The organism is Sphingomonas sp. SP6 (assembly GCF_058313435.1).
On the sequence record NZ_JBZFLG010000004.1, the window covers coordinates 30472 to 50760 of the forward strand.

The window sequence follows — 20289 nt, forward strand, 5'->3', positions numbered from 1 at the left end:
GACAGATGATTTCGTCCAAACTTCGTGAGCGTTGGATCGGGTGGCGCAACCGCGTGCTCGCCTCGCCAAGGTTCCAGCGATTCGCGGTCCGATGTCCACTGACCCGGCCGACAGCGAGACGCCGCGCCGGCGCGCTGTTCGATCTGGTCGCGGGTTTTACCTATTCGCAGATTCTGGCGGCGTGTCTCGAGACCGGGCTGCTCGAACTTCTCGCCGAAGGGCCGCACACCGCCGAGGCGGTCGCTGCGCGAGTGGAGCTGCCCGTCGAGGGCGCGACCCGGCTCCTTCGTGCCGCCGCGGGGCTGCGTCTGGCGGAGCCGCTCGGAGAAACCTGGGTGCTGGGCGCCGATGGCGCGGCGCTGCGCGGCAATCCGGGGATCGCCGAGATGGTCGCGCACCACCGCCTGCTTTACGCCGACCTCGCCGATCCGGTTGCACTGCTCCGTCGCGGCGGGGGCGGGGGCGCGCTGTCCGGCTTGTGGCACTATGCCGAAGATGCGGGCGCGGGCGACGCGGCGGCGGTGGCCGACTATTCGGCGCTGATGGCGGCGTCGCAGCCGATGGTCGCCGCGCAGGCGCTGGACGCCTATCCGTTCCACCGCCACCGCCGGCTGCTCGACGTCGGCGGCGGCGAGGGCGTGTTCCTGAGCGCGGTCGCCACGCGCGTCCCCGCACTGGATCTCGGATTGTTCGATCTGCCCGCGGTCGTCGCGCGGGCACGCACGCGCTTCGACTCGGGCAGGCCGCCGCACAGGGTGACGCTCCACGGCGGCGATTTCCTGCGCGACGCGCTGCCGCCGGGCTACGACATCGTGTCGCTGGTCCGCGTCCTCCATGATCACGACGATGCGCCCGCGCAGACGTTGCTGCGCGCCATCCACACCGCGCTGCCGCCCGGCGGAACGGTGTTCATCGCCGAGCCGATGGCGCGGACGCGCGGCGCCCAGGCGATGGGTGACGCTTATTTCGGAATGTATCTGCTGGCGATGGGGTCGGGGCGACCGCGGAACCAAAGCGAGATCGCGGCCATGCTGCGCGGCGCGGGCTTTGCGCAGGTCCGCCATCGCGCAACGGCCATGCCCCTCACGGCGAGTGTCATCACCGCGGCCAAGCGATAAGTGTCCAAACCAGTTGACAGCATAGAATGTCAGGATCAAGTTACATACGCGAATGGGCCAATGGAGACCCCGCATCGGGTGAGGAGGGGAGTATGGACGCGGTCGCGGTCGTACTGGAGGCGCCGGAACGGCTCGCGCTCCGCACCCTCGCGCTCAATCCGCTGACCGCCGGCGACGTCCTGGTCGAGATCGACTGGAGCGGGGTGTCGTCCGGCACCGAGAAGCTGCTGTGGACCGGGCGGATGCCGAGCTTTCCCGGCATGGGATATCCTCTCGTGCCCGGCTACGAATCGATCGGCCGCGTGGTCGATGCGGGGGGCGAGGTGCGATCACGGATCGGCGAGTGGGTGTTCGTCCCCGGCGCCAATTGTTACCGCGACGCCCGCGGACTGTTCGGCGGCACTGCGCGCACCGTCGTCCTGCCGCAGGCGCGCGCCATCGCGATCGCCGAGACGCTGGGCCGCGACGGCATCCTGCTCGCGCTGGCGGCGACCGCGCATCACGCGATCGTTGCCGCCGGCGCGCCCGATCTCGTGATCGGCCACGGCATCCTCGGGCGGCTGATCACTCGCATCACGGTCGCGACCGGAGCTGCGGTGCCCGCCGTCTGGGAGACCAATCCCGCACGCCGCGAAGGTGTCGGCTATCCGGTGATCGCACCCGACGACGACGCGCGCCGCGAATACCGCGCGATCTGCGACGCGAGCGGCGCAGGCGACGTGCTCGACGTCGCCATCGCCCGACTCGCCAAGGGCGGCGAAGTCGTGCTCGCCGGCTTCTACGACCGGCTCTCGTTCGCCTTCCCGCCCGCCTTCATGCGCGAGGCTCGCGTTCGCATCGCCGCCGAGTTCACCCCTGCCGACGTTACCGCGGTGATCGCGCTGATCGACCGTGGCGTGCTCGATCTCGGCGGGTTGATCTCGCACGCGCGACCCGCCGCCGACGCCGCGGACGCCTATCCGCAGGCCTTCACCGATCCCGAGTGCCTCAAGATGGTCCTCGACTGGAGAGCGATATGAGCATGTTCGACCCTGGCGAACTGCGCGAGGAAGCCTCCTACGAGCCCGATCCCGTCCCCACCAGCCCGGTGACCAAGGAGACGCAGATCATCGCGATCTACGGCAAGGGGGGCTCGGGCAAGTCCTTCGCGCTCGCCAATCTCAGCTACATGATGGCGCAGCAGGGCAAGCGCGTGCTGCTGATCGGCTGCGATCCCAAGAGCGACACGACCAGCCTGCTGTTCGGCGGCAAATCGACCCCGACGATCATCGAGACCAGCAGTAAGAAGAAGCTGGCCGGCGAGGAGATCGGGATAGAGGACGTCTGCTTCCAGCGCGACGGCGTGTTCGCGATGGAGCTGGGTGGCCCCGAGGTTGGCCGCGGCTGCGGCGGACGCGGGATCATCCACGGGTTCGAGACGCTCGAGAAGCTCGGCTTCCACGAATGGGGCTTCGACTACGTCCTGCTCGACTTCCTGGGCGACGTCGTCTGCGGCGGCTTCGGGCTGCCGATCGCGCGCGATATGTGCCAGAAGGTGATCGTCGTCGCCTCGAACGACCTGCAATCGCTCTACGTCGCCAACAACGTCTGCAAGGCGGTCGAATATTTCCGCAAGATGGGCGGCAACGTCGGCGTCGCGGGGATGATCCTCAACAAGGACGACGGCACCGGCGAGGCGAACGCCTTCGCGCAAGCCGTCGGCATTCCGGTGCTGACCGCGATCCCGGCGAACGAGGACATCCGCAAGAAGAGCGCGAACTACCAGATCATCGGCAAGCCCGGCGGGCAATGGGCGTCGCTGTTCGAACAGCTCGCGGTCAACGTCGCCGAGGCCCCGCCGCTGCGGCCGACGCCGCTCGACCAGGACGGGCTGCTGAACCTGTTCAGCGCCGACGTGACCGGCGCGGATTTCACGCTGCGGCCAGCGACCCAGGCCGACATGCGCGGCGCGGAGTACGTGAGCAAGCCGTCCCTCGAAGTCGTGTACGACGCGGCGTGAGCGTCCAGCTCGCCTCCCCCCGCGCACGCGACCGCCTCGATCTGGCGGCGACCGAAGGCGGCTGCGGCTCGAAGGACACGCTGCGCGCCGCCGCGATCGAGGCGGGCAAGTCGGACTTGCTCGCCAGATATGCGGCTGATTACCCGCAAGGCCCGCACGATCAGCCGCAGTCGATGTGCCCCGCGTTCGGGTCGCTGCGGGTGGGTCTGAGGATGCGCCGCACCGCGACCGTGCTGTCAGGCTCGGCGTGCTGCGTCTACGGGCTGACCTTCACCTCGCATTTCTACGGGGCCAAGCGCAGCGTCGGCTACGTGCCGTTCTCGTCCGAGACGCTCGTCACCGGCAAGCTGTTCGAGGACATTCGCGACGCGGTCCACGATCTCGCCGACCCGGCGCTCTACGACACGATCGTCGTCACCAACCTGTGCGTGCCGACCGCCTCGGGCGTGCCGCTTCAGTTGCTGCCCGACCAGATCAACGGCGTCCGCGTCATCGGCATCGACGTGCCGGGCTTCGGCGTGCCGACGCATGCCGAGGCGAAGGACGTGCTCGCCGGCGCGATGCTCGCCTACGCCCGCAAGGAAGTCGTGGCCGGGCCGGTGGCAGCACCCGCGACCCGTCCCGACCGTCCGACCGTGACGCTGCTGGGCGAGATGTTCCCAGCCGATCCCCCCGGTATCGGGCTGATGCTCGAGCCGCTCGGGCTCGCCGCCGGACCGGTGGTGCCGACCCGCGAGTGGCGCGAGCTCTATGCCGCGCTCGACTGCGCGGTCGTCGCCGCGATCCACCCCTTCTACACCGCCAGCGTCCGCGAGTTCGAGGCTGCGGGGCGCACTGTCGTCGGGTCTGCCCCGGTCGGCGTGGATGGCACCGCCGCCTGGCTCGACGCGATCGGCGCGGCCTGCGGCATTGCGCAGGACCGGATCGACGCCTCGAAGAACCGCTTCATCCCCGCCATCCGCGGCGCGCTCGCCGCGCGACCGATCAAGGGCCGGATCACCGTATCGGGCTACGAGGGTTCCGAGCTGCTCGTCGCGCGGCTGTTGATCGAAAGCGGAGCGGAGGTTCTCTATGTCGGCACCGCCTGTCCGCGCACGGTGTGGTCCGATCCCGACCGCGACTGGCTCGAGGCGCACGGAGTTCGCGTCCAGTACCGCGCCAGCCTGGAGCAGGATATCGCCGCGGTCGAGGAGTTTGGCCCGGACCTCGCGATCGGCACCACACCGGTCGTCCAACACGCCAAGCAGAAGGCGATCCCGGCGCTCTATTTCACCAACCTCATTTCGGCACGGCCGCTGATGGGGCCGGCGGGGGCGGGGAGCCTCGCGACGGTAGTCAACGCCGCGCTCGGCAACCAGGCGCGGTTCGACCGGATGCGCGAGTTCTTCGAGGGCGTGGGCGTCGGCGCGACCGCCGGACAGTGGGAAACGACGCCCGTCGACCGTCCCGAGTTCAAGGCGAAGTTCGCGGCGAAGCGCATCGCCGCCGCCAAGGCCGAGGAGCATATCGGCACATGACCCTGATCCTCGATCATGATCGGGCCGGCGGCTATTGGGGCGCCGTCTACGCCTTCACCGCGATCAAGGGCCTGCAGGTCATCATCGACGGGCCCGTCGGTTGCGAGAACCTGCCGGTCACCTCGGTGCTCCACTACACCGACGCGCTGCCCCCGCACGAGCTGCCGATCGTCGTCACCGGGCTGGGCGAGCAGGAGCTCGGCCGGGACGGGACCGAGGGCGCGATGAAACGCGCCTGGGCGACGCTCGATCCCGATCTGCCCGCGGTCGTCGTCACCGGCTCGATCGCCGAGATGATCGGCGGCGGGGTGACGCCCGAGGGCACGAACATCCAGCGCTTCCTACCGCGCACGATCGACGAGGATCAGTGGCAGGCCGCGGACCGCGCACTCACCTGGCTGTGGACGCAGTTCGGGCCGAAGAAAGTGCCCGCCGTCAAGCCGCTGCGCGAGGGCGAGAAGCCCAGGGTCAACATCATCGGGCCGATGTACGGCACCTTCAACATGCCGTCGGACCTCGCCGAGATCCGCCGGCTGATCGAGGGGATCGGTGCCGAGGTCAACATGGCCTTCCCGCTCGGCAGCCATCTGGCGGACGTCAAGAAGCTCGCCGCCGCCTCGGTCAACGTGTGCCTCTACCGCGAGTTCGGCCGCGGGCTGTGCGAGGCGCTCGAGCGGCCCTACCTCCAGGCGCCGATCGGGCTCGAATCGACCACGCTCTTCCTGCGCAAGCTGGGCGAGCTGACGGGCCTCGATCCCGAACCCTTCATCGAGCGCGAGAAGCACACCACGATCAAGCCGCTCTGGGACCTGTGGCGTTCGGTCACGCAGGACTTCTTCGGCACCGCCAGCTTCGGCGTCGTCGCGACCGACACCTATGCGCGCGGCATCCGCAAGTTCCTAGAGGACGACATGGGGCTGCCCTGCACCTTCGCGGTGTCGCGCTGCGCCGGGGCGAAATCCGACAACCAGGCGGTCAAGGACATGATCCGCAACACCCCGCCGCTGGTGCTGTTCGGCAGCTTCAACGAGCGGATGTATATGGCCGAAGCCGGCGGCCGCGGCTGCTACATCCCGGCGAGCTTTCCCGGCGCAGTGATCCGCCGCCATACCGGCACGCCGTTCATGGGCTATTCCGGCGCGACCTACCTGATCCAGGAGGTCTGTAACGCGCTGTTCGACGCGCTTTTTCACATTCTACCGCTCGCCGGCCAGCTCGACCAGGTCCAGGCGACCCCGGCCCGGATGGAGCGCGAACTGGCGTGGGACGAGGCGGCGAAGAGCGAGTTCGACGCCGCGGTCGAACGCGCGCCGGTCCTCGTCCGCATCTCGATGGCGAAGCGCATCCGCGATGCCGCCGAACGCGCCGCGCGACATGCCGGCGAGGCGTCCGTCACCCCCGAGCGGCTTGCGCTCGCCCTTTCCGAAAGCCGCGGCGGATGACCGCGGTCAGCCCTTCTCCCCAGGCCCTTGCCGGCACTGGCGGACCCACCGATCCACACGGGCTGCAGGCTCGCGCGGATGCCGTCGGGGAGCGCGTTCCCACGCTCCTGTCCTCGTCGGGAACAAAGGAGACGTGAAATGAGCGATCTGAGACATACGGACGAAAGGATGGGGCCCGGGACCTACCTGAGCCCCGAGGAGGCGAAGGAGTTCCACAAGATCTTCATCATGAGCTTCCTCATCTTCACGGCAGTGGCGGTCGTCGCCCACTTCCTGGTGTGGAATTGGAGGCCGTGGCTCTGAGCGGAGCCGGCGCCCATCCTCTTTTGAAAAGGAACTGACCGATGTGGAGATTGTGGATGATCTTCGACCCGCGGAGAACGCTGGTCGCCTTGTTCATCTTCTTGTTCGTGCTGGCACTGTTGATCCACTTCATCCTGCTGAGCACCGACAAGTTCAACTGGCTCGACGGTCCGCGTCACGCGACCACGACTGCGGCTGCGCCCGCGGCGGGCGGCCCCGCTCCGACCGGGACCTGAGGGTTTCGGCACGGGGGCCCGGGTGGATGGGCCTGCGCCGTTCGGCGCAAGCGCCTCCACCCGGGAACGGGCGAGTTCATCATGGAAGGCGATCCGACGCTCCTTTGGGAGCGGTGATCGAAAGGTATGGGCATGGCGCTGCTGAGCTTCGAGCGGAAATATCGGGTCCGGGGTGGCACGCTGATCGGCGGCGATCTCTTCGACTTCTGGGTCGGCCCGTTCTACGTCGGGTTCTTCGGCGTCACGGCGGCGATCACCGCCGCGCTGGGCACCGCGCTGATCTTCTACGCCGCGTCTTTGGGGAAGACCTGGAATCCCTGGCTCATCAGCATCGCGCCGCCTGACATCACGTACGGCCTGGCGCTCGCGCCGTTGCGCGAGGGCGGGCTGTGGCAGATCATTACGGTCTGCGCGATCATCGCTTTCAGCTCCTGGGCGCTGCGGCAGGTGGAGATCTCGCGGAAGCTGGGCATGGGCTATCATGTCCCCTTCGCCTACAGCTTCGCGATCTTCGCTTATGTCAGCCTGGTGGTAATCCGCCCGATGATGCTGGGCGCCTGGGGGTTCGGCTTTCCCTACGGCATCTTCAGTCATCTCGATTGGGTGTCGAACACCGGCTACCAATATCTCCACTTCCACTACAATCCGGCGCACATGATCGCCGTCAGCTTCTTCTTCGTGACCGGCGGCGCGCTCGCGTTCCACGGCGCGCTGGTGCTGTCGTCGGTCAATCCCGCGCCGGGCGAGCCGGTGAAATCGCCCGAATATGAGGACGCCTTCTTCCGCGACACCATCGGCTATTCGGTCGGGACGCTCGGCATCCACCGGCTCGGGCTGATCCTGGCGCTGTCGGCAGGCTTCTGGAGCGCGGTGTGCATCATCATCTCAGGCCCGCTGTGGACCCGCGGCTGGCCCGAATGGTGGACCTGGTGGCTCAACCTGCCGATCTGGTCCTGAGGGGGGAACCGCCATGCGCTATCAGAACATCTTCACCCAGGTGCAGCTCAGGGGACCGCTGGAGACCGGACCCTCGATCCGCACTGGCAGCTTCGTCCGCGGCAACTCGGCCTTCTACAACTATTGGGCGGGCAAGCTCGGCGCGGCGCAGATTGGGCCGATCTACCTCGGCAAGCTCGGCCTCGCCTCGCTGATCTGCGCCTTCCTCGCCTTCGAGATCATCGGCCTCAACATGATGGCGAGCGTCAACTGGAATCCGATCCAGTTCGTCCGCCAATTGCCCTGGCTCGCGCTCGAGCCGCCGGGGCCCGAATGGGGCTTCACGCTGTTCGTGCCGCTGGCCGAGGGCGGCTGGTGGCAGTTCGCGGGCTTCTTCATGTCGTCGGCGCTGATCCTGTGGTGGCTGCGCACTTTCCGCCGCGCACGCGCGCTGGGCATGGGAACCCACGTCGCCTGGGCGTTCGGCGCGGGCATCTCGCTGATCCTGACGCTCGGCTTCATCCGGCCGATGCTGATGGGCAGCTGGGCCGAGGCGGTGCCGTTCGGCATCTTCCCCCACCTGGATTGGACCGCGGCCTTCTCGATCCGCTACGGCAACCTCTTCTACAACCCCTTCCACTGCCTTTCGATCGTGTTTCTGTACGGATCGACGATGCTGTTCGCGATGCACGGCGCGACGGTCCTCGCCACCGGCCGCTACGGCAGCGAGCGCGAGATCGAGCAGATCACCGATCGCGGCACCGCGTTCGAGCGCGGAATGCTGTTCTGGCGCTGGACGATGGGCTTCAACGCCACGGCGGAATCTATCCACCGCTGGGCGTGGTGGTTCGCGGTCCTGTGCCCGCTGACCGGCGCGATCGGCATTCTGCTGACAGGCACGGTCGTCGACAATTGGTATCTGTGGGCGGTGCTCCACGGCTACGCGCCCGATTATCCCACCACCGGGGTGATCGATCCTGCCACCCTGCCGGGAGCGCCGAAATGAGGGGACGTTCAACCACGATCGCGTTGGCCGGGGCCGTCGCGGGGAGCGCGCTGCTGCTCGCCGGGTGCGAGCCCGGTCCGAAGACCTCGGTCCAGACCGGTTACCGCGGAACCGGACTCGAACAGATCGTCGACAACGACCATATCGCCAAGGCCGCCGTAATCCCGCCCGCGCCCTATCCGCTCCCGCCCGATGGCGGTCCGACCGCGGCCCAGACCTATCAGAACGTGCGGGTCCTGGGCGCCGTCAGCACCGAACGGTTCAACCACCTAATGGCGGAGATGAACCAGTGGGTCGCGCCGCCGGAGCAGGGCTGCAACTATTGCCACAATCCGGAGAACATGGCCTCGGACGAGAAATACACCAAGGTGGTCGCGCGCCGGATGTTGCAGATGACGCGGACGATCAATTCCAAGTGGGCGAGCCACGTCAAGGGGACCGGCGTCACCTGCTATACCTGCCACCGCGGCAATGCGGTGCCCGAGTATAAATGGGCGCTGGCGGAGGGAACGCTCAACCCGCGCTCGATCCGCGGCAATCGCCACGGGCAGAACGCGCCCGACCCCAACGTCGGCTACGCATCGCTGCCGTCCGATCCGTTCGCGGCCTATTTCGGCGGGCAGGCCAACATCCGGGTGGCCGCCAGCACCGCGCTGCCGGACGCCGCGAGCCATCACGCCTCGATCAAGGACGCGGAGAAGACGTACGGCCTGATGATGCACGTCAGCACCGCGCTGGGCGTCAACTGCACCTATTGCCACAACAGCCAGTCGTTCCGTGCCTGGAACCTCAGCCGGGCGCAGCGCGGCACGGCCTATTACGGCATCCGCATGGTCCGCGACATCGACCAGAACTACATCTCGACGCTCGCGTCGGTATTCCCGGCCTATCGCAAGGGTCCGCACGGCGACCCTTACAAGGTCAATTGCATGACCTGCCACCAGGGCGTGTCGAAGCCACTCGGCGGGGTCAGCATGCTCGACCAGGCGCCGGCGCTGCGCGGACCGCTGGTCCCGGCGGCCGTCCCCGAGGGCGGTGCGGCGGCGGCGACGACGGTGCCCGCGGCCTTCAACGATCCCGCATCCATGACCGTGAAGAACGAGCCGGCCCCGACCACGACGCGCAAATGACCCGCGCGTCCGGCGGCGCGGCGCGGGCGAGCGGGATGCCGTGATCGGCAGCCATGCCCTGCGCGCCTCGCTGTCGGAGGAGATGCATGTCCGGCGCCTGCCGCGCTTCGCGGCACCGTGCCGGCTGATGCAGATCGTGACGGTGATGGGCGAAAACACCGCGGGCGAGGGGCGGCGCCATATCGAGGCGCTGGCGCGGACGGCGGTGGTGACCGTGCCGATCGCGGCGAAGTACGGCGCGATGACGCTCGGCGACGTCGCGCTCGTCTGGGAGCGGCATACCGAGTTCGCGAGCTATACGTTGCTCCGCGACGGGCCGTTCGACGCGCCGTTCGATCCGGCTCGTTTCGAACCCCACCTCGCCGCCATCCTCGCCGCGATGCCCGGCGAGATCGTGCGCGCCACGCAGATCGCGTTGGTTCCGCGCGGCGCCGCGGATCCGACCGCGGCTGAGCGCGACGCCTGGTTCGCGCCGCATGCGACGGTGATCTGCGACGTCGCCGACGGCGCCGCGAGGATCGTCTCCGACTTCCGGCTCCACGACGACGGCTATGGCCGGCTGCTGGTGCTCGACCGCGATCTGACGGGGGACGAGCCGGCGCAGCTGGTCCAGCGCCTCCAGGAGCTCGGCAATTATCGCAACATGGCGCTGCTCGGTCTGCCGCTCGCGCAACGCCTCACCCCGACCGTGACCGGGCTGGAGACTCGCCTCGCGGAGCTGACCGGCGCGGTGTCCGAGCGCCGATCCGAAGACGACCGGCTGCTCGACGAGCTGACCTTCCTCTCCGCGGAACTCGCCCGTCTCCTCGCCGAAACCCGGTACCGGATGAGCGCGACCCGCGCCTACGCCCAGCTTAGCCTCGATCGGCTCGAATCCTTGTGCATCGGCCCGGTCCGGGGGCACCAGACGCTGGCCGACTTCACCGAGCGGAGACTGACGCCCGCGGTCCGGACCTGCGACAGCTTCGCCGCGCGGCTGGAGGATCTGTCGCAGCGCGCCGCATGGACCAGCGAACTGCTCCGCACCCGCGTGGACATCGCGCTGGCGAAGCAGAACCGCGATCTCCTGACGTCGATGGATCGCCGCACCCACTTGCAGCTGCGCTTGCAGCAGACGGTGGAAGGCCTGTCGGTGGTGGCGATCAGTTATTACCTCGTCGCGCTGATCGGCTATGCGGTCGGTGTCGTGCCGGGGCTCCGGCACGAGCTGGCGATGGCGGTCGCGGTGCCGCTGGTGCTCACGGCGGTGACGATTTCGCTGATGCGGCTGCGGCGGCGCCTGCACGACTGAGCCGGCGGAACCCCCCGCCACGTCCTGCGGTTCTGTCCGTGGTGGCTCGACATCTCCGTCCCGCCGGGTCGGCGCGTGCGGCTGGACCTGCTCATGCGGACGCGCGCGGGTCGACCGCCACCGCGCCGCGTCGCGTCGCCGTCCCTTTCGGAGAATCATGATGGCCGAAGCCGGCGACACCGAACAGGATCGCGCCGCCGATCTCGAGCCGCGCGAGCGCGAGGCGGTCGAGCAGCGCAAGGCGCCGAGCGCGCGCGTCGTTCACGAGATCATCCGCCAGGAGGGCGTGGACGAGCTCGAACGCCCGACCGCGTCGCTGCTGTGGTCGGGCGCAGCGGCGGGGGTCGTCATCTGGCTGTCGGTGATCGCGCAGGCCGCGCTCACGCTCAAGCTGCCGCCGTCGTCCTGGTCGCCCGCGATCATCTCGCTGGGCTACAGCGTCGGCTTCGTGGTGGTGATCCTGGGCCGAATGCAGCTCTTCACCGAAAGCACCATTGTCGCGGTGCTGCCGCTCGCCGCCGCGCCGAGCTGGTCCAGCCTCGGGCGGACGATGCGGCTCTGGGCGTTGGTGTTCGCCGCCAATCTCGCCGGCACGCTCACGGTCGCGCTGCTGATCCCTTTGGGCGGGCTGGTGTCTGCGGAGCAATTGGCCGCGATGGTGGGGATCGCGCACCATGGGACCGAGGGGACGCCGATCGAGGTGCTCTGGCGAGGCGTTCCCGCCGGGTTCGTGCTGGCGACGATCGCCTGGGTGCTGCCCAATGCGCCCGGGCAGCAGATCTGGGTCGTGACGCTGCTCACCTATGTCATCGCGATCGCCGGCTTCAGCCATGTCATCGCCGGCTCGGCCGAGGCGTGGCTGCTGGTGACGACGGGTGAAATCGGCGTGTCGGCCGCGATCTTCGGGTTCATCCTGCCGGCGCTGGCGGGCAACATCATCGGCGGCACCGGCCTGTTCGCCGCGCTCGCCCACGCGCAGGTGCGCTCGGAGCTATGATCGTCAGGCGGCGAGCGGCTTCCGCGCCAGCTCGCACATCGACCAGCATTCGCTCAGCGCCTTGACCAGCCGGTCGATATCGCCGTCGGTGTGGACCGGCGACGGCGTGATCCGCAGCCGCTCGGTCCCCATCGGCACGGTCGGGTAGTTGATCGGCTGGACGTAGATGCCGTGGTTGTCCATCAGCCAGTCGCTGATCATCTTGGCGTGGTGCGCGTTCCCTACCATCACCGGAATGATGTGGCTGGGGTTGGGCAGGTGCGGGATGCCCAGCGCATCGAGCCGCTGGCGGACGATCTTGACCCGGTTCTGGTGGCGCACCCGCTCGATCTGACTCTCCTTGAGGTGCCGGATCGAGGCGATCGCCCCGGCCGCCAGCGCGGGCGGTAATGCCGTCGAGAAAATGAACCCGCTGGCGAAGCTGCGGACGAAATCGCACAGCGCCTTCGACGCGGTGATGTAGCCGCCCATGACGCCGAACGCCTTGCCCAGCGTCCCCTCGATCACGTCGATCCGGTCCATGAGGCCGAGTTCCTCGGCGACGCCGCCGCCGCGCGGGCCGTAGAGGCCGACGGCGTGGACCTCGTCGATGTAGCTCAAAGCGCCGTGCTTCTCGCAGACGTCGAGGATCTCGGCGATGGGCGCGATGTCGCCGTCCATCGAATAGACGCTCTCGAACGCGACGAGCTTGGCGCGGCCCGGCGCGACCTGGCTCAGTAGCTCGTCGAGGTGCGCGACGTCGTTGTGGCGGAAGCGCTTGCACTCCGCGCGGCTGTGCCGGATGCCTTCGATCATCGAGGCGTGGTTGAGCGCATCGGAGAAGACGACGCAGTCGGGCAGCCGCGACGCGAGCGTCGACAGCGCCGCCCAGTTCGAGACGTAGCCGCTCGTGAAGATCAGCGCGGCGTCCTTGCCGTGGAGGTCGGCGAGTTCGCGCTCGAGCAGGACGTGCTGATGGTTGGTGCCCGAGATGTTGCGCGTGCCGCCCGCGCCCGCGCCGCAGCGGTCGAGCGTCTCGTGCATCGCCGCGAGCACCTTCGGGTGCTGGCCCATGCCCAGATAGTCGTTCGAGCACCAGACGGTGACGTCGACGACTTCGAAACTGTCGGTCCAGCGCCTGGCGCGCGGGAAGTTGCCGCACTGGCGCTCGAGCTCGGCGAAGACGCGGTAGTTGCCCGCGTCGTGCAGGCCGGCGAGCTGCTCGGTGAACACCGCTTCGTAGTCCATAACCCCTCCACTCATTCGATCGTGGCGACTTTGGCCGCCTTGTTGGTGTTCACCGCCCAGCGGAACATCTTGCCGTCCCGCAAGGGAAGCACAAGGAACAAATGCTCGACGACGCCCAGGATCGCGAGCCCCGCGATCAGCGTTCCGGATGCGGCCGAGCCGCTGCCCGCGGGGGCGGCCTCCGCCACCGTCCAGGCCCAGACGGCCAGCGCGCCGCCGCCGATGATCGAGAACGGAAACAGCGCGTTCATCGCGCGTGTGCGAAAATAGCTTTTCAGATAGGCGAGGTGCTCCGGGAACACCTCGTCGCTGAGGTTGGGCACGCCCAGGAACAGGTTGAACTTGGCCGACAGCCGCAGCGCGAAGAGCAGCGCGAAGGTCAGCGGCGCGGCCTGATTGCGCTCGCCCCAGGTGATCGCGAACAGCGCGATGGCAGTGGCGGCGATCGCCAGCTCGTGATGGATCACGGTGGCGGTCGCTGCCTTGAACCGGGCCCAGCCGACCGTCCCCGGCGGCAGCGGCGCGCGGTTCGGCCCCGCGACCTCGCCCATCAGAAAGCTCATCTCGTGCCAGCCCCAGATCACGATCGCCGCCGCGAAGCCGACATAGGCGCCCCCCGGTGTCGTGCTGTCCGCGTGCATCCAGACGAGGACCGCGGCCCCGATCGCCACCAGTCCTGCGATCGTCAGGCTCGTCCGGAATGTCGCGCGCGGCCGGCTGTCGAGCCAGACGACCGCGGCCGTTCCGATGAACCACATCAGCAATGCGAAAAGGAGCGGCGGCAGCGTCACCAGGCCGGGACCAGCCGGACATCGGCGGGCGCCTCGTTGCGCTTGACCGGGGTAAGATACAGCCGCGCGAAGCCGACCGCCGCCGCGGCGAGCAGCCCGGCGCGCTTGACCGCGCCGCCGACGCCGCCCTGCGTCTTCGCTGCGTCGATCTTGACCGCGATCGTCCGCATCCGCTCCAACCCGCGTGCGAAGGCGGGCGAGTCGGTGTCGAGCACGACGGGGAACACCTGGCGCGTGATCTGCGAGCAGATCGTGAACACGCGCCGGTCGAATTCGGTCGGGTCGATCCCCAACGCCTTGTGGAAGGCAGGCCGGTTGTGGTCGCGCACGTACATCGTCGCGTAGACCGCGACGAGGAAGAAGCGGATCCAGAGCTTGTTGATCCCGCTCAACAGTTTCGGATCGGTCCGCATCAGGATCGCGAAGGCGTCGCCGTGGCGGAACTCGTCGTTGCACCACAATTCGAACCAGTTGAAGATCGGGTGAAACCGCAGCTCGGGATGCCGCGCCAGATGGCGGAAGATGGTGATGTAGCGGGCGTAGCCGATCTTCTCGCTCAGATAGGTGGCGTAGAAGATGAACTTCGGGCGAAAGTACGTGTATTTCTTGGTGCGGGTCAGGAAGCCGAGATCGACGCCGATCCCGGCGTCCTTGAGCGTATCGTTGATGAAGCCGGCATGGCGGCTCTCGTCGCGCGCCATCAGCTTGAAGAGCTGCTTGATGTCGGGGTTCGTCACCCGCTTCGCGATCTCGGAATAGAGGATGCAGCCCGAGAACTCTGCCGTCAGCGAGCTGACGAGGAAGTCCGTGAACTCCTGCCGCAGCCCGTCGGGCAGGCTCTCGATCACCCCGTCGAACGCCTCGGTCCGCTTGAAGTGGAGGCGGTTGGGATCGTCGGCCATCTCCTTGATCAGCGCGTCCCACTCGCGGCGGACCCCGGACACGTCGATCCGGTCCATCGCGGCGAAGTCGGTGGTGTAGAAGCGCGGCGAGAGCACGGTGTCCTCGCGCGCGATCGCCATCGCGTCGGCGCTGGTGGCGGGCTTGACCGAGCTGTGGGCGTTCATACGGTGATCCGATCGCTGAAACTGACTTCGTAGAGCTCGCGCATCTCGAAATGGCCGGCGAACTTGGTCCACAACCGCTCGGCGGCGCTGGCGCGCTCGACGGTGGCGATCCGCTCCTCGATGCGGCGCTCGCCGAAGGCGACGACGATCGGCGCGCCGTGGACGCGGACGCGGTCGCCGGGGCCGACCTGATAGTCGCCGGCCAGGACGACATCGGCGCGCATGAATTCGTCGCTGTGCTCGACGTCGACGGTGCACGGCACGTCGAAGGCGGTGCGGCCCAGCAGCTTCTGGCGCGCGATCATCGTCCCGTCCTCGGCAGCAACGCCGCGAAGGACGCGCGATTGGCGGATCCGAACGCGGTCATCTCGATCGAGCGCCCGGTGGCGGAATCGGTCAGCGACAACTCGCCGTCGCGCCACAGGGTCAAAGTGAACGGCGGACCGTCGCCGATCCGATGCATCCGCCGCTCGCGCGCAAGCCCGCGCATCACGCCGCGGACGAAGCCGGTCTGCTGGCCCGGCCGGATCACCGATGCCACCCCGCCGGTCGCCACGTCCTCGATCACCACCGCCCCGTCCGCGCGATCGACGAAGCGCAGCGAGCGCGAGGCGACCGGCGCGACGTGCGCCTCGGCGCGCATCGCCTCGGGCGAGGCCGCGACCGGGACACCCGCGATGCGGACGATCATGGTGGACGCTAAGGCGAACGTCACCAGCGCGCCGGCAAGCAGCAGCGTGCCGCGCGGCAGCATCGTGGCGGGGGCGGGGGCGACGGTCATGCGGCCCGCGCCGTCGCGAACGCCGGTGCGGCCGGCGCCGGGCGGTCGCGCGCGGCGACCCGCCCGTCGGGACAGACGCCGAGACACGCGCGGGCGATCAGCGCGGCGACGTTCGCCGCATCGGGGACCGCGCGCAGCATCGGCTGCGGCCGCGCGATCCGCAACGGACGCGCATGCGGCCACAGCGCCAGATAACCGAGCTTCGGCGCCGCCGCGAGCGTCAGCGGCAGATCGCCGGTGCCGTCCGCGCGCGCGGCGAGATCGACCGAGGCCAACAGGGCGAGCGGCAGGTTGACGCATTTCGGCACCGCCATGCCGATCCGCAGCACGATCCGCCGGTTGGTCAGCGTGTAGATCGTCGTGCGCGCCGAACCCCAGGCGAGCGCATGGAGGAGCGCCACCGCGCAGACGCCGAGCGCCGCGGTGATGACCAGCCCGCTCGCGGCGCCGCTGCGCACCGCGAACCCGGCGGCGACTAAGGTCAGCACGGTGAAGTAGCCGGCGATCAGCCGGGTGTGGAACGCGCTCCGCGCCAATGCCCGCCAGTCGGGCGAGCCCTGCCAGAGGATGCGCTCGCCCGGGGGCGGCACTCCGGGCAGTCCGGCGACCGGCTCGTTCGCATATTCGATCACAGGAAGGGCTCCTGGCGGCTGGCGTTGGCGTAGAGGTAGCCTCCGCCGAAATAGGCTTGGACGCGCTCCTCCTCGTACAGCGTGATCCGATCCGCGGCCTCGAGCCGCGGCACGCCGGCGAAGCGCGCGGCGTTCAGCGCGTCGCACACGATCCGCCGGTGGCGGCGATCGACCTTGGACATCATGATCGGGACCAGTGCGGGTCCCCCCTCGCCTGCGATCTGGAGATAGCGGACCAGCCGGTCCGCCCGGTCGATCCAGAGGTCGGCGACGGTTCCCGCGACCCCGCCGTCGGCGCCGACGACCGGCCAGCCGACCAGGTCGGAATCGCGCGCGGCGATCCAGAAGTCGCCGGTGGTGCTGAGCGGGACGATCCGCGGGTGGCCCTCCATGTCGACATCGGGGCGCTTGGCGCGATCCGCCCAGGCCGCCGGGCCGATGCCGTCGACCAGCGGGTCGCCGGTCGGGGCGTAGGGCGCGCCGGCGAACCGGTCCGTCCGCCGCGCGGCGATGTCGACCGGCTCACGTCCTTTGGTCGGCGCGGTGACGACGCCGTGGCCGAAGGGCAGGAGGAAGGATTTGGTCGATCCGGTGTGGAGCACGCCGCCATAGGTATCGAGCCGGCCCGACGCCTCGTCCTCGAGCGGATAGCCTTCGCGACGGTCCTCGCGGCGGAGATAGAAGACCAGACCGACGAAGAAGAGCACGAACGCCCAGAACACCAGCATGGCGACATCGAGATGGGGGGTGAGATCGGGGTGCAGCATGGCGATGCCTTTCAGATCGGGAATTCGCTGAGGCCGAAGCGGGCGGGCGGGATGATGGCCGCCATCGGCGACGCGCCTCGAACCAGCGGGCCGAGCGCGACCAGTGTCGCGAGCAGCAGCAGGATCTCGGCGAAATAGACGACGGTGTAGCCTGTGGCGGGCGCCGCCAGCGCCGCGCCGAGGCGATGATCGACGGCGGCGGCCGAGACCGCGTCGCGCGCGAACGCGCCGATCGCGATCGCCGCGCCTGCCGCGGTCGCCTGGACCGCGCCCCAGGCGCCGAGCGCGAGTCCGGTGCGCCCGTCGAGAGCGCGTTCGTCCGAGATCGCCATCGCCGCGGTCAGCGTGCCGACCGAGAACAGGCCGGCACCGCAGCCGATGAGGCCGGCACCGATCGCGAGCAGCGTGGGTGAGTGAAGCGGTCCAGCGAAGATCACCGTCAGGAACGCGGCGATCCCGGCGACTCCGCCGTAGCCGGCCAGCCGATGCGGATCGGCTCCGGTCGCGAGCTGGCGCGCGGCATAGGTGAAGCCGGCGAGCATCCCAATCGCCCAGACCGCGGTCAGCGACGTCGTCGCGCCGACCGACAGCCCCAGGATCTGGCCGCCATAGGGTTCGAGCAAGACGTCCTGCATGCTGAATGCGGCCGCGCCCAGTCCGACCGCGACGAGCAGCCGCACCGTCTTGGGCCGGGCGATGAAGATCGCCCAGACTTCGGCGAAAGCGGGCCGGTCCTCGCGCGCGGCGGTGGCGTTCCGGTTGCGCGGCTCCTGCTTCCACAGCGCGACGATGTTGAGGACCATCGTCAGCACCGCCGCGCCCTGCACGAGCTGGACGAGCTTGGTCGGCGAGAAGTTCGACAGCGTGCGACCGATCACGATGGCGCTGACCATCATCCCCACCAACAGCATGACGTAGAGCAGCGCGACGACCCGTGGCCGGGACTGGTCGGTCGCCAGATCGGTCGCGAGCGCCAGCCCCGCGGTCTGGGTCGTGTGCATCCCGGCTCCGACCAGCAGGAACGCGATGCCCGCGCCGATCTGGCCGTAGACCGCAGGCCCGTCGCCCTCGCCGGTCATCACCAGCAGCGCGAACGGCAGCAGCGCCAGGCCGCCGAACTGCATCAGCGTGCCGAACCAGATGTAGGGGACGCGCTTCCACCCCAGCAGTGACTGGTGCGTATCGGACTTGAAGCCGATCAGCGCGCGCATCGGCGCGAACAGCAGCGGCAGCGAGACCATCGCGGCCACGATCGACGCCGACATGTGGAGCTCGACGATCATCACCCGGTTGAGCGTGCCCGTCAGCAGCACCGCCGCCATCCCGACCGAGACCTGGAACAGCGACAGCCGCAGCAGCCGGGCGAGCGGCAGCTCCTTGGTCGCAGCATCGGCGAACGGCAGGAAGCGCGTGCCCAGCCGCGCCCAGAAGGCGCCGGTCTTCAAGGCGACGATCCGGCTCATCCCGGCAGCACCTCCAGCGCGTGGCTGGTATAGAAGCCGCTGGCGATCCGCTCGCCGCGCCCGATCCGGGCGGACGGCCGCGCGTTGGCGATCAGGGTGCGCAGCAGGCGCTCGCGCACGGGCTCGATGGCGGGCGCACGGTCGGAGCGGGGGAACAGCTTGCCCACCGCGTGCATCACGACGAGCGGCCGGGTCGAGGGCGCGAAGGTGAAGAGCAAAGACCCCCGCGTTCGCTCGGCCAGCGTCCGCAGCACTTCGACGATGTCGAACGCATCGTAGTGGATCAGCGAATCCATCGCGACCACGTGGTCGAACTGTCCGAGAGCCGGATCGAGGAGGTCGCCGACACGCCAGTCGATCGCGAGGTTCGCGGGCGCCCGCTCGCGCGCCACCGAGACGAGGCTGCCGGCGACGTCGATCGCCACGACCTCCGCCCCGCGCTCGGCCGCCGCGACGGCGAGCGCGCCCGTGCCGCAGCCGGCGTCGAGGACGCGCAGCCCGGTCATGTCGGCAGGCAGCCAGGACAGCAACGTCTCGCGCATCCGGTTGCGCCCGGCGCGGACCGTCGCGCGAATGCCGCTGACCGGCGCGTCGGAGGTCAGCCGCTCCCACGTCTTCGACGCGGTGCGATCGAAATAGGTCTCCAGCCGCCCGCGGCGAGCGTCGTAGCTGGGTGTGGCGAACGCGGTGGCCATCATTCGAATCCCAGGAACTCGAAGATATCGCGATCCTTCATCGGGTTTGCGTCGAGCGCGTCGCAGCCCGCCCACATCTGCGCGGCGAGGCGCTTGTACTCGTCGCACGCGGCGGCGACCTCGGGCGTCTGCTCCATCTCGAACAGCGTGCATTTCTTGAGGCGCGAGCGGCGGATCGCGTCGAGATCGGGGAAATGCGCCAAAGTCTTGAGCCCGGTCGCGGCGTTGAAGCGATCGATCTCGTCGGTCGCGGCCGAGCGGTTCGCGATGACGCCGGCCATTCGCACGTCGTAGTTCTTGGCCTTCGCCTTGATCGCGGCGACGATCCTGTTCATCGCGAAGATGCTGTCGAAGTCGTTCGACGCCACCACCACCGCGCGCTCGGCATGTTGCAGCGGCGCGGCGAACCCGCCGCATACCACGTCGCCCAGCACGTCGAACAGGACGACGTCGGTCTCCTCGAGCAGGTGGTGCTGCTTCAAGAGCTTGACCGTCTGCCCGACGACATAGCCGCCGCAGCCGGTGCCCGCCGGCGGCCCACCCGCCTCGACGCACATCACGCCGTTATAGCCCTCGAACATATAGTCCTCGGGGCGGAGCTCCTCGCTGTGGAAGTTGACGGTCTCGAGCACGTCGATGACGGTCGGCATCAGCTTCTTGGTGAGTGTAAAGGTCGAATCGTGCTTCGGGTCGCAGCCGATCTGGAGCACGCGCTTGCCGAGCAGCGAGAAGGCGGCCGACAGGTTCGACGAGGTCGTCGACTTGCCGATCCCGCCCTTGCCGTAGACCGCGAACACCTTCGCGTTGCCGATCCGGTCGCTCGGATCGAGCGCGACCTGGACCGATCCGTCGCCGTCCAGTCCGCGTGCAGGGGGGTCGAACAATGCCATG

The 20289-nt window shown here is 68.9% G+C and carries 22 protein-coding genes; 12 read left to right on the forward strand and 10 right to left on the reverse strand.

The genetic code is table 11. From position 1 onward, the window contains the following. Window positions 1-5: 5 nt before the first annotated feature. From AC4GYY_RS13535 to AC4GYY_RS13590, 12 genes are all read left to right on the forward strand, one after another. Entirely contained in the window at window positions 6-1118 is a 1113-nt protein-coding gene (locus AC4GYY_RS13535) for a methyltransferase (RefSeq protein WP_491121280.1), read from the forward strand. A gap of 92 nt (window positions 1119-1210) precedes the next feature. Next, window positions 1211-2137 (forward strand): chlorophyll synthesis pathway protein BchC, encoded by a 927-nt coding sequence (bchC, locus tag AC4GYY_RS13540; RefSeq protein ID WP_491121282.1) that lies wholly within the window; start codon window positions 1211-1213, stop codon window positions 2135-2137. Beyond that, window positions 2134-3117 carry a chlorophyllide a reductase iron protein subunit X gene (locus AC4GYY_RS13545; RefSeq protein ID WP_491121284.1) on the forward strand — a complete coding sequence of 328 codons (984 nt, stop codon included), beginning with the start codon at window positions 2134-2136 and terminating at the stop codon, window positions 3115-3117. The genes bchC and AC4GYY_RS13545 overlap by 4 nt, the downstream gene beginning before the upstream one ends. Next, a complete protein-coding gene (gene bchY, locus AC4GYY_RS13550) occupies window positions 3114-4634 on the forward strand; it encodes a chlorophyllide a reductase subunit Y (RefSeq protein ID WP_491121286.1) in 1521 nt (506 codons plus the stop codon). The genes AC4GYY_RS13545 and bchY overlap by 4 nt, the downstream gene beginning before the upstream one ends. Continuing rightward, window positions 4631-6076 carry a chlorophyllide a reductase subunit Z gene (gene bchZ, locus AC4GYY_RS13555; RefSeq protein ID WP_491121288.1) on the forward strand — a complete coding sequence of 482 codons (1446 nt, stop codon included), beginning with the start codon at window positions 4631-4633 and terminating at the stop codon, window positions 6074-6076. The genes bchY and bchZ overlap by 4 nt, the downstream gene beginning before the upstream one ends. Before the next feature lie 138 nt (window positions 6077-6214). Further along, window positions 6215-6379 carry a light-harvesting antenna LH1, beta subunit gene (gene pufB, locus AC4GYY_RS13560; RefSeq protein ID WP_491121289.1) on the forward strand — a complete coding sequence of 55 codons (165 nt, stop codon included), beginning with the start codon at window positions 6215-6217 and terminating at the stop codon, window positions 6377-6379. A 41-nt stretch (window positions 6380-6420) separates the two neighbouring features. Continuing rightward, complete coding sequence (gene pufA / locus AC4GYY_RS13565; RefSeq protein WP_491121291.1) at window positions 6421-6615, forward strand: light-harvesting antenna LH1, alpha subunit; 195 nt, start codon at window positions 6421-6423, stop codon at window positions 6613-6615. A 132-nt stretch (window positions 6616-6747) separates the two neighbouring features. Continuing rightward, window positions 6748-7572, forward strand: coding sequence for a photosynthetic reaction center subunit L (pufL, locus tag AC4GYY_RS13570; protein WP_491121293.1), 825 nt, complete (start codon window positions 6748-6750; stop codon window positions 7570-7572). A 13-nt stretch (window positions 7573-7585) separates the two neighbouring features. Next, complete coding sequence (pufM, locus tag AC4GYY_RS13575) at window positions 7586-8557, forward strand: photosynthetic reaction center subunit M (RefSeq protein ID WP_491121294.1); 972 nt, start codon at window positions 7586-7588, stop codon at window positions 8555-8557. After that, window positions 8554-9687, forward strand: coding sequence for a photosynthetic reaction center cytochrome PufC (pufC, locus tag AC4GYY_RS13580; RefSeq protein WP_491121295.1), 1134 nt, complete (start codon window positions 8554-8556; stop codon window positions 9685-9687). The genes pufM and pufC overlap by 4 nt, the downstream gene beginning before the upstream one ends. Before the next feature lie 40 nt (window positions 9688-9727). Then, window positions 9728-10978 (forward strand): DUF3422 domain-containing protein, encoded by a 1251-nt coding sequence (locus AC4GYY_RS13585; protein WP_491121296.1) that lies wholly within the window; start codon window positions 9728-9730, stop codon window positions 10976-10978. Between the two features lie 157 nt (window positions 10979-11135). Then, window positions 11136-11975: a formate/nitrite transporter family protein gene (locus tag AC4GYY_RS13590; RefSeq protein WP_491121298.1), complete on the forward strand. Its 840-nt coding sequence runs from the start codon at window positions 11136-11138 to the stop codon at window positions 11973-11975. 3 nt (window positions 11976-11978) lie between these two features. On the opposite strand, the gene hemA is transcribed toward AC4GYY_RS13590, so the two are convergent. The 10 genes from hemA to bchL are packed head-to-tail and all read right to left on the reverse strand — an operon-like array spanning window position 11979 to window position 20288. Then, the gene (hemA, locus tag AC4GYY_RS13595) at window positions 11979-13202 is read right to left on the reverse strand and encodes a 5-aminolevulinate synthase (protein ID WP_491121300.1); all 1224 of its coding nucleotides are present in this window, start codon (window positions 13200-13202) and stop codon (window positions 11979-11981) included. Window positions 13203-13213: 11 nt separating this feature from the next. Next, entirely contained in the window at window positions 13214-13993 is a 780-nt protein-coding gene (gene puhE, locus AC4GYY_RS13600; RefSeq protein ID WP_491121301.1) for a putative photosynthetic complex assembly protein PuhE, read from the reverse strand. Continuing rightward, complete coding sequence (gene acsF / locus AC4GYY_RS13605; protein ID WP_491121303.1) at window positions 13990-15060, reverse strand: magnesium-protoporphyrin IX monomethyl ester (oxidative) cyclase; 1071 nt, start codon at window positions 15058-15060, stop codon at window positions 13990-13992. Before acsF ends, puhE begins: the two co-directional genes overlap by 4 nt. Further along, a complete protein-coding gene (locus tag AC4GYY_RS13610) occupies window positions 15057-15365 on the reverse strand; it encodes a hypothetical protein (RefSeq protein ID WP_491121305.1) in 309 nt (102 codons plus the stop codon). Before AC4GYY_RS13610 ends, acsF begins: the two co-directional genes overlap by 4 nt. Beyond that, window positions 15362-15841: a photosynthetic complex assembly protein PuhC gene (gene puhC, locus AC4GYY_RS13615; RefSeq protein ID WP_491121306.1), complete on the reverse strand. Its 480-nt coding sequence runs from the start codon at window positions 15839-15841 to the stop codon at window positions 15362-15364. The genes AC4GYY_RS13610 and puhC overlap by 4 nt, the downstream gene beginning before the upstream one ends. Then, window positions 15838-16473: a photosynthetic complex putative assembly protein PuhB gene (puhB, locus tag AC4GYY_RS13620; protein WP_491121307.1), complete on the reverse strand. Its 636-nt coding sequence runs from the start codon at window positions 16471-16473 to the stop codon at window positions 15838-15840. Before puhB ends, puhC begins: the two co-directional genes overlap by 4 nt. After that, window positions 16470-17240: a photosynthetic reaction center subunit H gene (gene puhA / locus AC4GYY_RS13625; RefSeq protein WP_491121309.1), complete on the reverse strand. Its 771-nt coding sequence runs from the start codon at window positions 17238-17240 to the stop codon at window positions 16470-16472. Before puhA ends, puhB begins: the two co-directional genes overlap by 4 nt. 11 nt (window positions 17241-17251) lie before the next feature. Continuing rightward, window positions 17252-18703: a BCD family MFS transporter gene (locus AC4GYY_RS13630; RefSeq protein ID WP_491121310.1), complete on the reverse strand. Its 1452-nt coding sequence runs from the start codon at window positions 18701-18703 to the stop codon at window positions 17252-17254. Further along, entirely contained in the window at window positions 18700-19398 is a 699-nt protein-coding gene (gene bchM, locus AC4GYY_RS13635; RefSeq protein WP_491121312.1) for a magnesium protoporphyrin IX methyltransferase, read from the reverse strand. Before bchM ends, AC4GYY_RS13630 begins: the two co-directional genes overlap by 4 nt. Then, window positions 19398-20288, reverse strand: a complete 891-nt coding sequence (gene bchL / locus AC4GYY_RS13640) for a ferredoxin:protochlorophyllide reductase (ATP-dependent) iron-sulfur ATP-binding protein (protein ID WP_491121313.1) — start codon at window positions 20286-20288, stop codon at window positions 19398-19400. Before bchL ends, bchM begins: the two co-directional genes overlap by 1 nt. Window position 20289 lies beyond the last annotated feature (1 nt).

Bases quoted from the DNA above. Each gene is read 5' to 3' on its own strand.
- AC4GYY_RS13535 (WP_491121280.1), top strand. From the start codon at position 6: ATGATTTCGTCCAAACTTCGTGAGCGTTGGATCGGGTGGCGCAACCGC.
- bchC (WP_491121282.1), top strand. From the start codon at position 1,211: ATGGACGCGGTCGCGGTCGTACTGGAGGCGCCGGAACGGCTCGCGCTC.
- AC4GYY_RS13545 (WP_491121284.1), top strand. From the start codon at position 2,134: ATGAGCATGTTCGACCCTGGCGAACTGCGCGAGGAAGCCTCCTACGAG.
- bchZ (WP_491121288.1), top strand. From the start codon at position 4,631: ATGACCCTGATCCTCGATCATGATCGGGCCGGCGGCTATTGGGGCGCC.
- pufB (WP_491121289.1), top strand. From the start codon at position 6,215: ATGAGCGATCTGAGACATACGGACGAAAGGATGGGGCCCGGGACCTAC.
- pufA (WP_491121291.1), top strand. From the start codon at position 6,421: ATGTGGAGATTGTGGATGATCTTCGACCCGCGGAGAACGCTGGTCGCC.
- pufL (WP_491121293.1), top strand. From the start codon at position 6,748: ATGGCGCTGCTGAGCTTCGAGCGGAAATATCGGGTCCGGGGTGGCACG.
- pufM (WP_491121294.1), top strand. From the start codon at position 7,586: ATGCGCTATCAGAACATCTTCACCCAGGTGCAGCTCAGGGGACCGCTG.
- pufC (WP_491121295.1), top strand. From the start codon at position 8,554: ATGAGGGGACGTTCAACCACGATCGCGTTGGCCGGGGCCGTCGCGGGG.
- AC4GYY_RS13590 (WP_491121298.1), top strand. From the start codon at position 11,136: ATGATGGCCGAAGCCGGCGACACCGAACAGGATCGCGCCGCCGATCTC.
- hemA (WP_491121300.1), bottom strand. From the start codon at position 13,202: ATGGACTACGAAGCGGTGTTCACCGAGCAGCTCGCCGGCCTGCACGAC.
- acsF (WP_491121303.1), bottom strand. From the start codon at position 15,060: ATGAACGCCCACAGCTCGGTCAAGCCCGCCACCAGCGCCGACGCGATG.
- AC4GYY_RS13610 (WP_491121305.1), bottom strand. From the start codon at position 15,365: ATGATCGCGCGCCAGAAGCTGCTGGGCCGCACCGCCTTCGACGTGCCG.
- puhC (WP_491121306.1), bottom strand. From the start codon at position 15,841: ATGACCGTCGCCCCCGCCCCCGCCACGATGCTGCCGCGCGGCACGCTG.
- puhA (WP_491121309.1), bottom strand. From the start codon at position 17,240: ATGCTGCACCCCGATCTCACCCCCCATCTCGATGTCGCCATGCTGGTG.
- AC4GYY_RS13630 (WP_491121310.1), bottom strand. From the start codon at position 18,703: ATGAGCCGGATCGTCGCCTTGAAGACCGGCGCCTTCTGGGCGCGGCTG.
- bchM (WP_491121312.1), bottom strand. From the start codon at position 19,398: ATGGCCACCGCGTTCGCCACACCCAGCTACGACGCTCGCCGCGGGCGG.
- bchL (WP_491121313.1), bottom strand. From the start codon at position 20,288: ATGGCATTGTTCGACCCCCCTGCACGCGGACTGGACGGCGACGGATCG.